Origin of the sequence: Nonomuraea sp. NPDC049129 (assembly GCF_040648495.1) — a bacterium.
Lineage (GTDB): Bacteria > Actinomycetota > Actinomycetes > Streptosporangiales > Streptosporangiaceae > Nonomuraea.
Genome location: NZ_JBEZDU010000001.1, coordinates 559,984 through 573,249, shown reverse-complemented (window position 1 = coordinate 573,249; position 13,266 = coordinate 559,984). Strand labels below are relative to the sequence as shown.

Annotated in this window: 14 protein-coding genes; 6 read left to right on the top strand and 8 right to left on the bottom strand. The window is 70.7% G+C overall.

Annotated elements, in window-relative coordinates:
* Positions 1-122: 122 nt before the first annotated feature.
* The 4 genes from AB0B64_RS02455 to AB0B64_RS02440 are packed head-to-tail and all read right to left on the bottom strand — an operon-like array spanning position 123 to position 3,606.
* On the bottom strand, positions 123-1,088 hold the full coding sequence (locus AB0B64_RS02455; RefSeq protein ID WP_358174078.1) for a glycine betaine ABC transporter substrate-binding protein: 966 nt from the start codon (positions 1,086-1,088) through the stop codon (positions 123-125).
* Between the two features lie 55 nt (positions 1,089-1,143).
* Entirely contained in the window at positions 1,144-1,911 is a 768-nt protein-coding gene (locus AB0B64_RS02450) for an ABC transporter permease (protein ID WP_357947738.1), read from the bottom strand.
* Positions 1,908-2,966 (bottom strand): ABC transporter ATP-binding protein, encoded by a 1,059-nt coding sequence (locus AB0B64_RS02445; protein WP_358174075.1) that lies wholly within the window; start codon positions 2,964-2,966, stop codon positions 1,908-1,910. Before AB0B64_RS02445 ends, AB0B64_RS02450 begins: the two co-directional genes overlap by 4 nt.
* Positions 2,953-3,606 (bottom strand): ABC transporter permease, encoded by a 654-nt coding sequence (locus tag AB0B64_RS02440; RefSeq protein ID WP_357947744.1) that lies wholly within the window; start codon positions 3,604-3,606, stop codon positions 2,953-2,955. Before AB0B64_RS02440 ends, AB0B64_RS02445 begins: the two co-directional genes overlap by 14 nt.
* A gap of 152 nt (positions 3,607-3,758) precedes the next feature.
* Between AB0B64_RS02440 and AB0B64_RS02435 the strand changes: the two genes are divergently transcribed.
* A complete protein-coding gene (locus AB0B64_RS02435) occupies positions 3,759-4,991 on the top strand; it encodes a helix-turn-helix domain-containing protein (RefSeq protein WP_358174072.1) in 1,233 nt (410 codons plus the stop codon).
* Here AB0B64_RS02435 and AB0B64_RS02430 read toward each other — a convergent pair.
* Both AB0B64_RS02430 and AB0B64_RS02425 read right to left on the bottom strand, forming a co-directional pair.
* The gene (locus AB0B64_RS02430; RefSeq protein WP_357947749.1) at positions 4,980-5,834 is read right to left on the bottom strand and encodes an SGNH/GDSL hydrolase family protein; all 855 of its coding nucleotides are present in this window, start codon (positions 5,832-5,834) and stop codon (positions 4,980-4,982) included. The genes AB0B64_RS02435 and AB0B64_RS02430 overlap by 12 nt on opposite strands.
* Positions 5,835-5,960: 126 nt before the next feature.
* Positions 5,961-7,256 (bottom strand): MFS transporter, encoded by a 1,296-nt coding sequence (locus AB0B64_RS02425; RefSeq protein ID WP_358174069.1) that lies wholly within the window; start codon positions 7,254-7,256, stop codon positions 5,961-5,963.
* Between the two features lie 83 nt (positions 7,257-7,339).
* On the opposite strand from AB0B64_RS02425, the gene AB0B64_RS02420 reads away from it, so the two are divergent.
* A complete protein-coding gene (locus AB0B64_RS02420) occupies positions 7,340-7,819 on the top strand; it encodes an Rrf2 family transcriptional regulator (protein ID WP_358174066.1) in 480 nt (159 codons plus the stop codon).
* Positions 7,820-7,873: 54 nt separating this feature from the next.
* On the opposite strand, the gene AB0B64_RS02415 is transcribed toward AB0B64_RS02420, so the two are convergent.
* Together AB0B64_RS02415 and AB0B64_RS02410 are read right to left on the bottom strand one after the other, a co-directional pair.
* The gene (locus tag AB0B64_RS02415; protein ID WP_358174063.1) at positions 7,874-9,004 is read right to left on the bottom strand and encodes an ATP-binding protein; all 1,131 of its coding nucleotides are present in this window, start codon (positions 9,002-9,004) and stop codon (positions 7,874-7,876) included.
* A gap of 70 nt (positions 9,005-9,074) precedes the next feature.
* Positions 9,075-9,728, bottom strand: a complete 654-nt coding sequence (locus tag AB0B64_RS02410; RefSeq protein ID WP_357947761.1) for a response regulator transcription factor — start codon at positions 9,726-9,728, stop codon at positions 9,075-9,077.
* 111 nt (positions 9,729-9,839) lie between these two features.
* On the opposite strand from AB0B64_RS02410, the gene AB0B64_RS02405 reads away from it, so the two are divergent.
* The 4 genes from AB0B64_RS02405 to AB0B64_RS02390 all read left to right on the top strand — a co-directional run bounded on the left by AB0B64_RS02405 (position 9,840) and on the right by AB0B64_RS02390 (position 13,191).
* The gene (locus AB0B64_RS02405; protein ID WP_358174060.1) at positions 9,840-10,178 is read left to right on the top strand and encodes a hypothetical protein; all 339 of its coding nucleotides are present in this window, start codon (positions 9,840-9,842) and stop codon (positions 10,176-10,178) included.
* Between the two features lie 101 nt (positions 10,179-10,279).
* Positions 10,280-10,402, top strand: a complete 123-nt coding sequence (locus tag AB0B64_RS02400) for a hypothetical protein (protein ID WP_357947766.1) — start codon at positions 10,280-10,282, stop codon at positions 10,400-10,402.
* Positions 10,399-11,118, top strand: coding sequence for a cupin domain-containing protein (locus AB0B64_RS02395; RefSeq protein WP_358174057.1), 720 nt, complete (start codon positions 10,399-10,401; stop codon positions 11,116-11,118). The genes AB0B64_RS02400 and AB0B64_RS02395 overlap by 4 nt, the downstream gene beginning before the upstream one ends.
* Before the next feature lie 72 nt (positions 11,119-11,190).
* The gene (locus AB0B64_RS02390) at positions 11,191-13,191 is read left to right on the top strand and encodes a DUF2264 domain-containing protein (protein ID WP_358174054.1); all 2,001 of its coding nucleotides are present in this window, start codon (positions 11,191-11,193) and stop codon (positions 13,189-13,191) included.
* The last annotated feature ends 75 nt before the right edge of the window (positions 13,192-13,266 follow it).

Sequence of the window (13,266 nt, the reverse complement as noted above, 5' to 3'; positions counted from 1 at the left end):
GGCCATGGGGTAGGCCGGAGATCATGCACGCCACCGGCCGCACGCCCCGCACCTGAGGGAGCGGCGCGAGCACTCACGCCGGGCCACGATCGGCTGGCTGCGCGGCCGGTGGCGATGACTTGCTATGCGGCTGACTTACCGAGGAAGCCGGAGGTCTTGAGCCAGTCGGCGGTGACCTTGTTCGGCTCCTCGCCGTCGACGTCGACCTGGGCGTTGAGCTTGCGCATGGTCGTGTCGTCCAGCTTGGCGATCACCGGCTTGAGCACCTTCTCCAGCGCCGGGTACTTCTGGTAGGTCTCGTCCCGTACGTTGACCGCGGCGTTGTAGATCGGGAAGAAGCGCTTGTCGTCCTGCAGCACGGTCAGGCCGAGCGCGGAGATGCGTCCGTCGGTGGTGTACACCTCGCCGAAGTTACAGGTCTGGCCCTTGTCGGTCTCGGTGTAGACGACACCGGTGTCCAGCTGGCTGATCTTGTTCTTCGGGATGTTCAGGTCGTACGCCTTGGACAGCCCCGGCAGCCCGTCGTCGCGGGTCGAGAACTCCGACTCGACGCACAACGACGCCTCGTTCGGGTTGGTCTTGGCGAGTTTCGCCACGTCGGAGACCGTCTTGACGCCCAGCTGCTGGGCCTTCTCGGAGCGGATCGCCAGCGCGTAGGTGTTGTTCAGCGGCGTCGGCCCGATCCAGCGGATCTTGTTCTTCGCCAGGTCCTCCTCCGCGGTGGCCTTGAACTGCTTGGCCGAGTCCGGGATGGGAGTGGCGTTCTTCAGGTGCTCGATCCAGCCGGTGCCCGAGTAGTCCCAGTACATGTCGATCGCCTTGGACGTCAGCGCCTGCCGGTTCGGCACGGTGCCGCCGAGGTTGGTCTTGTCCACGACCTCGGCCCCGTGCGCCTTGAGCAGCTGCACGGCGATCTGGCCGAGCACGATGTTCTCGGTGAAGTCCTTGGACCCGACGACGAACTTGGCGCCGGACAGCTCATTGCCCGCGCTGGCGGCCTCGACCTCCCCGCCCGAGCCACAGGCGCTCGTGGCGGTCAGAGTCAGGGCGGCGGCGGTGAGCAGGGTGAACGTCTTGCGGACACGCATACGAAAAACACCTCTTGAAGCTGGGCTTACGGTACTTGCGGTATGAGAGGGGGAGTCAGATGCCGCGCGGCTTGAGCAGGTTCTCGGCGAGCCCGCCGAGCCAGTCGATGAAGAAGGCGATGCTCGCCGTCAGCACGGCGCCCGCGATGGTCACGGGCATGCGGTTCAGCTTGAGCCCGTTGATGATCAGCTCGCCGAAGCCGCCCGCGGCGACGAACGCGCCGAGCGTGGCGACGCCGACGGTCAGCACGAGCGCGGTCCGCAGCCCGGCGAGGATGGCCGGCACGGCCAGCTTGAGCTCCACGCGGCGGAGCACCTGTCCCTTGGTCATTCCCATGCCGCGCGCGGCCTCGATGAGCGCGGGGTCGACCTGCTGCACGCCGACCATCGTGTTGCGCAGTACGGGCAGCACCGCGTAGGCGACCAGGCCGACCAGGGCGGTCTGGAAGCCGACCCCCAGCAGGAACGTGCACAGCACGAGCAGCCCGATGGCCGGGATCGCCTGACCCAGGTTGGCCAGGGTGAGGATGATGGGGGTGATCAGCCGGTTGCGGGCCCGCGAGGCGACGATGCCCAGAGGGATCGCGATGACCACCACGAGCGCGGTCGCCACGAGCGTCATCTGGATGTGCTCCACGGCCTTGGCCAGGAGGACCTCACGGGTGAGGCTGCGGCTCTCGATCGAGTCCAGGTTCTGCGCGCCGAGCCAGGCGTACAGGGCGATCAGTACGCCGCAGAGGGCGATGGGGGTGATGACATACCGCAGACCTGTCAGGCGCCCGAGTGGGCGGGTCCGGTCCGCGCCGAGTGTCGCGGTGGTCACCTGCCGACCGCCTCCTCTCGGGCGGTGTCCGGCACGGGCGCGGCGCTCACCGGCTTCGGTCCGGAGCCCACCGACTTCAGTCGAGGGGCGGGTGCGGGTTCGGTTCCCACGGCCTCGCACAGCGCGTTGTAGGTGAGGACGCCGGACGGCGAGCCGCAGCGGTCGGTGCCGTGCGCGAGCATGACGTCCAGAGCCTCGCGCAGGCTGGCGTCCGCGGTGATCTGCGGCAGGTTCGCGCTGCCCGGCTGCTGCCGGCACTCCACGTCCGCCACGCGCAGCAGCGCGAGGCGCTTGAGCGTGGCGTCCTGGCCGATGAAGCCGGCGACGTAGTCGTCCGCCGGGTTGGCCAGGATGTTCGCGGGAGTGTCGTACTGGGCGATGTGCGATCGCTCCTTGAGCACGGCGATGCGGTCGCCGAGCTTGATGGCCTCCTCGAAGTCGTGCGTGACGAAGATGATCGTCTTTCGCAGCTGCTTCTGGAGCTTGACGAACTCGTTCTGCAGATGTTCGCGAGTGATGGGGTCGGTCGCGCCGAAGGGCTCGTCCATCAGCATCACGGGGGGATCGGCGGCCAGCGCCCTGGCGACGCCCACGCGCTGCTGCTGCCCGCCGGACAGCTCGCGGGGGTAGCGGTCGTGGTAGGCCGACGGCTCCAGGTTGACCAGGGAGAGCAATTCCTCCACCCGGTCGGCGGTCTTGGCGGGGGTCCAGCCGAGCAGCTTCGGCACCAGGCCGATGTTCTGGCCGATGGTCAGATGCGGGAACAGTCCCACCTGCTGGATGGCATAGCCGATGTGCCTGCGGAGCTCGTCGGGATGCAGGCTCAGCACGTCGTCGCCGCCGATGCGGATCTCGCCCGAGGTGGGCTCGACCAGGCGGTTGATCATCTTCATCGTGGTCGTCTTGCCGCAGCCTGACGGGCCGACGAAGACCACGAGCTCGCCGGCGGGGATGTCGAGGTCGACGTGGTCCACCGCCGGCGCGGGCTGTCCCGGGTAGTGCTTGGTCAACGCCCGCAGCTCGATGCTTGCGCCTCCGGTGTCACGATCGAACACGAAGCCCCCTAGGAATGGTCAGTTGACGTACGGCGAAGAAGAACAGGTCGAACAGGACGGCGATGACCACGATGCCGAGCGTGCCGGCGAGCGTCGCGTTCAGCGCGTTCACCGAGCCCAGCCGGGACAGGCCTTCGAAGATCTGCGTGCCGAGGCCGGGGCCGTCGACGTAGGCGGCGATGGCCGCGATGCCGATGAGCATCTGCGTGGCCACGCGCACCCCGGTGAGGATCAGCGGCCAGGCCAGTGGCAGCCGCACTTTCAACAGGACGCGGGTCCGGCTCATGCCCATCCCACGTCCGGCCTCCACCATGGCGGAGTCGACGCCGCGCAGCCCGGCCACCGTGTTCCTGATGATCGGCAGGAACGCGTACGCGGTCAGCGCGACCAGCGTGGATCCCCAGCCGAGTCCGGTGATCGGGATGAGCAGGGTGAGCAGGGCGAGGGAGGGGACCGTCAGGATCGCGGCGGAGATCGCCAGCGAGAATCCCCGGGTTTTCGGAAGGTCGTGGGCGAGCAGCCCGATGCCGACGCCGACTGCCGTGGAGACGCCGATGGCGACGCCGACGACGAGGGCGTGTTCCCCGGCGGCCAGCGAGAGGGTGTCCCAGCGTGAGACGACGTACTCGCTGAAATTCATAGAGTGACCGCCTTTACTTACGCTTGCATGAGTCTGTAAACGTATGTGACTAATGGCCGTCAGCGCAAAGTCAGTCAAGGTCAGAGGCTTGCAATGGCGTTCGTGAGGCCCTGTCCATTGCGGAAATGCGTCCGTTTTGGCATGGTTTGACGGTGGCGTGCCCCCTTACTCTGGCCGGCCGCCCCGTACATGAGACGCTTGATCGCCAGACCACCAAACTGGCCAGGCGACTGGTGCGGAGCTTCGCCGAGGAGATCCCTATCTACCGGCGCTTGCCCAGGGAAGAGCTCGACGGCGACATCACCCGGATCACCGAGGACAACCTGCGGCTGATCTCCCGGATGTTCCGCGACGGCCGCCCGCCGACCAGGGCGGAGCTGGCGCCGCTGCGCTCCTCGTCCGCGCGCCGGGCCCGGGAGGGAGTGCCGCTGGACGACCTGCTCAACGCCTACGCCCGTGGGGCGCGGATGGTGTGGGAGCACCTGTTCGCCGCCGCGACGCCGGCCGACTTCGAGGACGTCCTGGCGGCCAACCGGCTCATCCTCGTCTACACGCAGGCGGTGACGGGCGCCGTGTGCACGGCGTACCTGGAAGAGCGCGAGAGCATGCTCAGTCACGAGCAGCACACCATGCACGCGACGGTGTCCGCGCTGCTCGCGGGCGACAGCGCGGCTCTGGCAGGGGTACGGCTCGCGCGGCGCTACCTCGTGCTGGCCGTCGCGGCGGGCCGGCACGCCGACGAGGACTCCGACGAGCCGGGCGGGTCCATCGCCGGGCGGCGCAAGCTGCACCGGATCACCACCGCGCTGCGCCGGCACGCCGCGGAGCCGGTGCTGTCGGTGCTCGACACCACGGGCGGGCTCGTGCTGGTGCCCTGCGGTCCGCTTGACGGGCGCCTTGCTCATGTCGGTGAGATGGCCGCCGCTACTCGCGCCGACATGAGCAAGGCCGCTGGGGTGCCGGTGTGGGTCGCCGCCGAGCTCGCGCCGCCCGCCGGGGTGCCGGCCGCGGCCAAGCTCGCGGAAGAGGTGCTGGAGGTGGTGCGGCTCTTCCAGCGGCCGCCCGGCGCGTACCGGCTGGCCGACGTGCTGCTCGAATACCAGCTCACCCGGTCGAGCGAGGCGACGGCGGCGCTGGCCGGGCTGCTCGATCCGCTGCTGGACAATCCCGACCTGCTCAGGACGCTCAAGGTGTATCTGGACACGGGGCTCGATCGGCGGCGGTCGGCCTCACTCCTGCACGTACACCCGAACACGGTCGACTACCGCCTGCGCAGGGCCGTCAGCCTGACCGGGCTGGATCCCGTCGACCCCGCGCATCTCCAGCGGATCGGCGCGGCGCTGGCCGCGCGTCGCCGGCTCGGGTTGGACTGGTTAGACGCCTGAGACGGCGGCCGTGACCACGGTGGCGAAGTTGCTCATGCCGAGCGCGTTCGGGTGGAAGGGGGCGGCGGGCGCGGCCGGGACGTACGGCTCGATCCACCGCACACCCGGCGACGCGCACGGGTCGTGGCCGACGCTCGGGGTCTGCAGGTCGATGAAGCCGACACCGGCGGCGGACGCCTGCTCGGCCAGCATCTGGTTGAAGTACTTGAGGGTGGCGCGGATGTAGTTGGCGTCGGCCTTGATGATCGGGACGCGCGGGTAGCAGCCGTTCGGCGGGGCGTAGGTGGCGTAGCCGACCATGAAGATCCGGGCCTGCGGGGCGCGGGCCCGGATGTCGTCCATGAGCGTGGTCAGGCGCGAGCGCAGCGCGTCCGTCTTCACCCGCCAGCTGTCCTGGCCGTCCACGATGTAGTCGTCGTTGCAGGCGTCTCCGACGGGCGGCGGCAGCAGGTTCAGGCAGTCCTCGATGAAGCCCGTCAGGCCGACGTCGTTCGCCCCGATCTGCACGGTGACGAGGGTGGTGTCCTGGCTGAGCGCGTCCAGCTGCGGCGCGACCGAGCCGAGATCCGTGCTCTGCCGCTGGTACATGTCGCCGGTGTCGGCGCCGGAGCACGTGACGTCGCGGAACGTACGGGCGCCGATGGCCTGCGCCGTCAGGTGGGCGTAGTTGTGGTCGGAGCGCCAGCAGCCGAGGTCGGGGATGACCTGGTTGGGCACGAGCGGTCCCGAGGCAGCCGAGTCGCCGAGGGCCACGTACACGTCGCTCTGCGCGGCCTGGGCGGCGGGGGCGAGACCTAACACCAGGGCGGCCGCTGCGAGCACGGTCAACATCCGTCGGACCATGGAGACTCCTTCGGCGAGGGGTTGGTGGGGGGTGAGGAGTTCGAGGTGCAGACAAACGATGAGCCGCGAAGGTCATTCTGTGAATTGGACCAGGCGGTAAATCCGCGCTGTCAAATCTGTGACGCCTCACAAATCCCGGGCGCTCGCTGTTGGGCCGGTCACTTCCGTGCGCCCGCCCTCACGTAGCCGGGCGATGGGGAGCAGCATCGCGGCGGTCAGCCCGCTGAGCAGGCCGAACGCCAGGTGGAAGTCTCCTGTCGCGTCACGTAGCGCTCCCACCAGCACGGGCGCCAGCGCGGCGCAGGCGTAGCCGACGAAGAACGCCATCGCGCTGATCCGCCCGGCCTCGGCGGCGTCGCGGCTCACCGCCACGGGCAGCGTCAGGACGAGCGTGAACAGCCCGCCGTGACCCACGCCCAGGGCGGCGATCCACACCCAGGTGGCCGTCGCCGGAGCCGCCGCCAGCCCCGCGAACCCGATCGCTGTCAACGCCGTCGTCAGGACCAGCCCGGCGCGCCTGTCCCGCCCTTCACCCAGCAGCGCCGGTACGGCCAGCATGGCGACTACCTGGATGGAGATCATCGCGGTCAGCAGCACGCCCGCGCCGGTGGCGTCACGGTGCCCGTCCTCGTGGAGCAGGGGGACGATCCAGGCGAGTTCGCAGTAGTACAGGGCGGAGTTGACGGCGGACAGCACGGTGATGCGCCAGGCCAAGCCGCTCCGCCAGGGCAGCCCTTTGGTGACAGGCCCCGCTGGAGCCGCCGTCTGGCGCGTGCCGGTCTGGCGCGTGCCGGTCTGGCTCGTGCCGGTCTGGCCTGCGCCGGTCCGGTTCGTACCCATGAGGGCTGGGGTGCTGTCGAGGGCCAGGGAGGTGCGGGAGGCCGACCAGATCGCCATGCCCGCCACCGCGAGCACCGACCAGGAGGCCAGCGCGCCCGGCCAGGAGCCGATGGCGTCGGCGAGCGGCGCGGTCACCCCGGCCGCGACCGCGCCGCCCAGGCCGAGGCCGGCGGTGTAGATGCCGGTGACCAGGCCCGCGCGGTCGGCGAAGCGCGTCTTGACCACGGCCGGCAACAGCGTCTGCGCGATCGCGATCCCGGCGCCGACGGCCGCCGCGCAGATCAGCTGCAGCCAGGCGGAGCCGCCGAAGACGCGGGCCGCCGTCGCCACGGCGATGACGGCCAGCCCGAACAGCACGCCGAGCCGCAGCCCGAATCTGCGGCCGACCACGGCGGCCAGGGGCGCGCAGACCCCCATGGCCAGCGTCGGGATGGTCGTCAGCAGCGCCACTCCCGTGGCGGACAGGTCGAGGTCGGTTCGGATGCGGTCCACCAGAGGGGACACGGCGGCGATCGCGGGTCGCAGGTTCGCCGCGGCGACGAACAGCGCGACGGCGGCCGCGCCGAGGGCGGTACGTGTCATGGGGGCTCCCAGTTGATCTCGGATATTTTCCATCCGAGTTCTATCACGGACATTCATTGTCCGGAATGGGTAGGCTGTCTGACATGAAGATGTCCAACGGAGTGGAGTGGGCGCTGCACAGCTGCGTCACGCTCAGCCAGGGCCAGGATCCGGTGCCGGCGGCGCGGCTCGCGGAGCTGCACGGCACCCCGCCGGCGTATCTGGCCAAGCACCTCCAGGCGCTCTCCCGAGCGGGCATCGTCCGGTCTACGGCCGGGCAGGTCGGCGGCTACCTCCTCACCCGGCCGGCCGCCGCGATCACCGTGCTGGAGGTGGTCCAGGCCATCGACGGCGACTCACCCGCCTACCGGTGCACGGAGATCCGGCAGCAGGGGCCGCTGGCCGTACCGGCCGAACGGTGTGACCGGCCGTGCGCGATCGCCCGCGCGATGGCCTCGGCGCAGGAGGCCTGGTCCGGCGCGCTGGCGGGCATCACGATCGCGGACCTCGCGGCGGGCATCGACGCCGACAGTGACGGTACGGCCATGGCGGACGTACGCCGCTGGCTGGCCGCCCCGGCGTGACCTGCGGCTGCGCGACCGGGGGTTGAGGAGCCCCTAGGAACATGACCTGCGGCTCTAGGAAGCCGAGCCCGCCAGGGTGACGGTCACCTCCAGCCCGCCGGCCGGGAGAGCATGGACTTCCAGCGTGCCGTGGTGGGCCTCGACGATGGCGGCGACGATCGACAGGCCCAGCCCGAGGCCGTCGCCCGTGGCTCTCCGGCCGGTCTCCAGGCGCTGGAAGGGTTGCAGGAGCGTCTGGACCCGGTCGGGCGGGATCACCGGGCCGCTGTTGGAGATCCTCAGGGTGGGCCGACCGGACTCCACGGCGGTCGCCACCTTGATCCAGCCGCGTGGGGGCGAGCCGTCCGGGGTTGGGCCGTTTGGGATGTTGTGTCGTGTGGCGTTGTCCAGGAGGTTGGTGACCAGGCGGTCGAGCAGGGCGCGGTCGCCGGACGCGGGGGCCGGGTGCAGTGCGTACTCGACGCGGACGCCCTGGTCGCCACGCTGGTCGAGGGCCTGCCCGGTGATCGCGGCCAGGTCGAGGGGCTGCCGGTGGTGCAGTCCTTGCTGGCTGCGGGCCAGGATGAGCAGGGCTTCGATGAGCCGTTCCTGGTGCTTGCCGTTGGCCAGCAGCCGTTCCAGCACGGTCCGCAATGATCCGACGTCGGCCGCCGGATCGGCGAGCGCGATCTCGACCATGGCCTGCTGCAGCGTCAGCGGGGTACGCAGCTCGTGGGAGGCGTTGGCCACGAACCGCCGCTGCGCCGTGAACGCGGCCTCCAGCCGATCCAGCAGCTCGTCGAAGGTGTCGGCCAGCTCCTTGAGCTCGTCGTCCGGCCCGGAGGCCGCCAGCCGCCGGTCGAGCTGTTCGGCCGTGATGTGCCGGACGGTGGCCGTCATGTCGTGCAGTGGCCGCAGTACGCGACCGGCGGTGAGTCTGCCCAGAAGTACCGACGCGAACGCCATCACCGCCAGCGCGATCAGTGAGTTGACCAGCAGCCGACGCAGGCTCTCGGCCTGCTGCCCCTTCACCTGAGGCTCCAGTACGGGCAGGTCGATCCCCCCGGGCGCAGGGGGAGCGGCGGGCGGCCCCGGGAAGGGCGAGTACACCACCAGGAAGTAGATGAGGGCGACCAGCGCCACCGCGGCCAGCAGGAACAGACCGCTGTACAGGAGGGTCAGACGCAGCCGGGCGGTCCGCTTCATAAACACCACCTCATAACCGGTCGCCCCACAAAGGGTCGCCCCACAACCGGCCGTCTCACAAACGCCCGCCTCACAATCGGTACCCGGCCTGCGGGACCGTCTCGATCAGCGGCGGATCGCCCAGCTTGCGGCGCAACCGGCTGATCGTCACCTTCACCGTCTGCGTGAACGGGTCGGCGAACTCGTCCCAGCCCTGCTCCAGGAGCTGTTCGGCGGAGACCACGGCACCCCTGGCGGCCAGTAGCAGCTCCAGTACGGCGAACTCCTTGGGACTCAACGGCAGCCGGTGCCCGTCGCGGGTGGCGATTCGGGTGGCCGGGTCGAGACGCAGGTCGCCGTGGACGAGCACCGGCGGCAGGGCCGGGCTCGACCGTCTGGCCAGTGCCCGGATCCGGGCGACCAACTCGGCGAAGGCGAACGGCTTGGGTAGGTAATCGTCGGCGCCGACGCCCAGCCCGGTCACTTTGTCATCGATCGTCCCGGCGGCGGTGAGCATCAGCACCCGCGCCGGGTAGCCCGCCCCCACGAGCGACCTGCACACGTCGTCGCCGTGCAGTCCAGGCAGGTCGCGGTCGAGGATGACCACGTCGTAGTGGTTGGCCGAGGTCCGTTCGAGCGCGGCGTCGCCGTCCAGCACCACGTCGACGGCCATACCCTCGCGGCGCAGCCCGGCGGCCACCGTCTGGGCCAGCTCCTCGTGATCTTCGACCATCAGCACCCTCATGATCTCCCCAGGATGCCGCGCCGGCGGTTACAGCGGGGTAACCGCCGCCGTTCCACGCCTGTAACCGCGCTCCGGCTTTGCTGGCTTCACCGACAGAACGGAGGAGCCATCATGTTCGGCTCAACGATCAGGAACGTGATCCTCGCCGCCGCGGTCGTCGCCGCGGCCGTGGGTGGAGGTGTGCTGTCCGCCCCGGGCCACGCCTCCGACGGGGACGGCAAGGCGTTCACCGAGTGCATGCGTGCGAAGGGGTTGCCCGACTTTCCCGAGGTCGCGGTGTCCTCGGACGGGCTGATCAACCTCGACATCAAGGGCGAACGCGTCGATGTCCTCTCCAGCAAGTACGGGGCGGCGGTCAAGGCGTGCGAGCCGCTGTTGCCCTCCGGCGCGCGACTGCCGGGCGCGCCGAACGCTCCCGTGGCACCGACCACGCCGCCGCTCCGGTCCTGAGTCTGCGACCACCCAGGTGTGACCGTTTCCCGTTATGGTCGGGTTTATCGGCCGGTCGCCTGGCGCGAGGGGACCATGGAATCTTCAGCGAGGAGGCGCGGGTGGCGGACAGGGAGACGGTCGGCTTCCGGTACGGGGTCGTGGTGGCCGTCGGAGACCACGGCGAGGAAGGCACCCGGCACCTGGCCGACCAGGGGCGTGCCGTGTTGGGGGTGCGAGCATGACGTTCCCCGGCGGGACCTCCGTCACCCGGTTGTCGGTCTACTCGGGCGCGTGTTCCGATGGTCTGGAGGGCGGTACGCCGCATATGCACACCGCCTCCACCGAGGCGTACGTCGTCATAGGCGGCAGTGGCGCGTTGCAGACCCTCGACCCGCGCGGTTTCCGGGAGACGGAGCTGAGCGGCGGTTCGACGGTGTGGTTCACGCCGGGCACGATCCACCGGGCGATCAACCGGGGCGGTCTGGAGGTGGTCGTGGTGATGCAGAACGCCGGGCTGCCCGAGGCGGGTGACGCGGTGATGACGTTCCCACCGGAGATCGTGGCGGACGCGGCCCGATACCGGGAGGCGGCCACGCTGCCTTCCGGTGCGGGCGCGGAGGAGGCTGTGCGGCATCGCCGTGATCTGGCGGTGGCGGGGTTCCTGCGGCTGTCCGAGAGCTTGGCTAACGGGGATCCGGGACCGTTGCGGGAGTTCTATGACAGCGCGGTCGCGCTGGTACGTCCCAGGGTCGCGGGCTGGCGGCGTACCTGGGAGGACACCGTCGCCCGGCAGACCCGCCACACCGCCGAGGTGCTCGACGCGCTGGAACGCGGCGACGGGACGCACCTAGGCGAGGCCACGCTGCTCGAATCCCCACCCGAAGCCCGCTGGGGCATGTGCGGCAATCTGCACACCCACGACGTCGCCCACCCGCAGGTCCACTCGGCCCCCAGCTGATCGGGACGCGGGTGATCCTGCGCGACAGCACCCCTCCCCGGGCTCGTTGATCGCGAGCCGTATTATCCGCTTATGTCATCGCTGCGCCTCCCACCTGCCGATACCGCATTGTCCGCCTACACCGGCTGGACCCGGGCGCACTGGGAGGCCGTGGCGGATCACCTGCTGGAATCCGTGGTGCCGTACGCCACCGACGACTTCGCGCAGTACCGCATGCCGGGCAGGGAGAGCCGGTCGGGGCCGGTGAGTGACGGCCTGGAGGGGTACGCCCGCACGTTCCTGCTGGCCGCGTTCCGGATCGCCGGGGCGGGCGGCGCGGTGCCGCCCGCTCTCCTCGAGCGGTACGCCCGGGGACTCGTGGCGGGGACCGACCCGGCGCACCCGTACGCCTGGCCGCCGCTGACCGACATGTCCCAGCCGCTGGTCGAAGCGGCCTCGATCGCGCTGGCCCTGCACGAGACCCGGCCCTGGCTGTACGGCCGGCTGTCCCCGGCCGAGCAGGAGCGGGTGGTGGCCTGGCTGGCGGGCTTCGTCGGCAGGCGGACACCGGACAACAACTGGGTGCTGTTCCGGGTGGTCGTCGAGCAGTTCCTGGCCGAGGTGGGCGGGCCGTACAAGCCTGACGAGATCACCGGCGGCCTGGAGCGGATCGAGGACTGGTACGTCGGGGACGGCTGGTACTCCGACGGCGCGGGCAAGAACTTCGACTACTACGCCGGCTGGGCTCTGCACCTCTACCCGCTGCTGTGGGCCAGGATGGCCGGGGACGCGGCCCGCTTGGAACGTTATAGCGAGCGGCTCCGGGCCTTCCTGGGCCAGTACCAGCACCTGTTCGCCGCCGACGGCGGGCCCGTGCACCAGGGGCGGTCGCTGACCTACCGGTTCGCCACGGTCGCGCCGCTCTGGCTGGGCGCGCTGACCGGCTCCTCGCCGCTCCCGCCCGGCCGGACCCGGCGGATCGCCGGTGGGGTGCTGCGTCACTTCGTCGAGCGGGGGGTGCCGGATGAGCAGGGGCTGCTGACGCTCGGCTGGTACGACACGTTCCTGCCGGTCACGCAGAGCTACTCGGGGCCGGGCTCGCCCTACTGGGCCAGCAAGGCGTTCCTCGGCCTGCTGCTGCCCCCCGAACACCCGGTATGGACGGACGCCGAGGTCCCGGCGCCGATCGACCTGGCGGACCAGGCGGTGACGATGCGCCCGCCGGGGTGGCTGCTGCACGCCACCTGCGAGGACGGCGTGGTCCGGCTGGTCAACCACGGCAGTGACCGGGACCGGATTCAGGACCCGTCAGGGGTGCCGGATCCGCACTATCTCAAGCTCGCCTATACCAGTCACACCGGCCCCAACCTGGCCGAGGTGACTGGCGGCGAAGGAGAGACGGCCGGCAACGAAGGGGCGGGAGCCGGTCTCGAAGGGAAGGCTGCCGGAGCCGAAGGGCAGGCGGTCGGTTTCGACAGGGCAGTGGTCGGCGTCGACGGGGAGGTGGTCGTCGTCGCGCCGGACGGGGCCGTCTCCCGCAGGCGGCGCATCGAGCCGCTCACGACGGGCGACCGGTTCGCCGCCTCCGCCTACCGCGACGACCTCCCGGCCGGGCCGGTCCACGTGGTGACGGCCTCGGTGGTGGACGGGGCGGCCGAGGTACGGATCCACCGGGTCACCGCGCCCGCCGGACACCAGGTCAGGGACGGTGGCCACGCCATCGCCGGGGAGGCGCCGCCCACGGCGCGCGGCGGCGAGCTCTGGGCGTCGGCTCGGCGGGCGGACGGGCTGGTCAGCGTGGTGCGCGGGCTGCACGGCTACACGACGGCCGGGGTGGCGACCGCGACGGGCGCGAACGCCTTCGGACGGCACTCGGCCACCCCGTACGTGCTCGCGGACGCCCACCCGGGCGGAACCGCCGTGTACGTCAGCCTCGTCCTGCTCACCGGCACGGCCGAGGCGCCGCCCCCGGGGGTGCGGGTCGACGGCGACCAGGTCACCCTCGACCTGCCGGGCGGCGACACGGCGACGGTCCGCCTCACCGAGACCCCCACCTGCGTCCGCGTCGCCGGCGGCGGGAAGAACCCGACGTGAAGTGACGGCGACGGTCTCCCTACCGGCATCCCGCGTGAGGTGGCGCCCCGCCTCACCGGCATCCCGCGTGAGGTG

Bases quoted from the DNA above. Each gene is read 5' to 3' on its own strand.
- AB0B64_RS02390 (WP_358174054.1), top strand. From the start codon at position 11,191: ATGTCATCGCTGCGCCTCCCACCTGCCGATACCGCATTGTCCGCCTAC.
- AB0B64_RS02430 (WP_357947749.1), bottom strand. From the start codon at position 5,834: ATGGTCCGACGGATGTTGACCGTGCTCGCAGCGGCCGCCCTGGTGTTA.
- AB0B64_RS02440 (WP_357947744.1), bottom strand. From the start codon at position 3,606: ATGAATTTCAGCGAGTACGTCGTCTCACGCTGGGACACCCTCTCGCTG.
- AB0B64_RS02420 (WP_358174066.1), top strand. From the start codon at position 7,340: ATGAAGATGTCCAACGGAGTGGAGTGGGCGCTGCACAGCTGCGTCACG.
- AB0B64_RS02405 (WP_358174060.1), top strand. From the start codon at position 9,840: ATGTTCGGCTCAACGATCAGGAACGTGATCCTCGCCGCCGCGGTCGTC.
- AB0B64_RS02395 (WP_358174057.1), top strand. From the start codon at position 10,399: ATGACGTTCCCCGGCGGGACCTCCGTCACCCGGTTGTCGGTCTACTCG.
- AB0B64_RS02455 (WP_358174078.1), bottom strand. From the start codon at position 1,088: ATGCGTGTCCGCAAGACGTTCACCCTGCTCACCGCCGCCGCCCTGACT.
- AB0B64_RS02415 (WP_358174063.1), bottom strand. From the start codon at position 9,004: ATGAAGCGGACCGCCCGGCTGCGTCTGACCCTCCTGTACAGCGGTCTG.
- AB0B64_RS02425 (WP_358174069.1), bottom strand. From the start codon at position 7,256: ATGACACGTACCGCCCTCGGCGCGGCCGCCGTCGCGCTGTTCGTCGCC.
- AB0B64_RS02410 (WP_357947761.1), bottom strand. From the start codon at position 9,728: ATGAGGGTGCTGATGGTCGAAGATCACGAGGAGCTGGCCCAGACGGTG.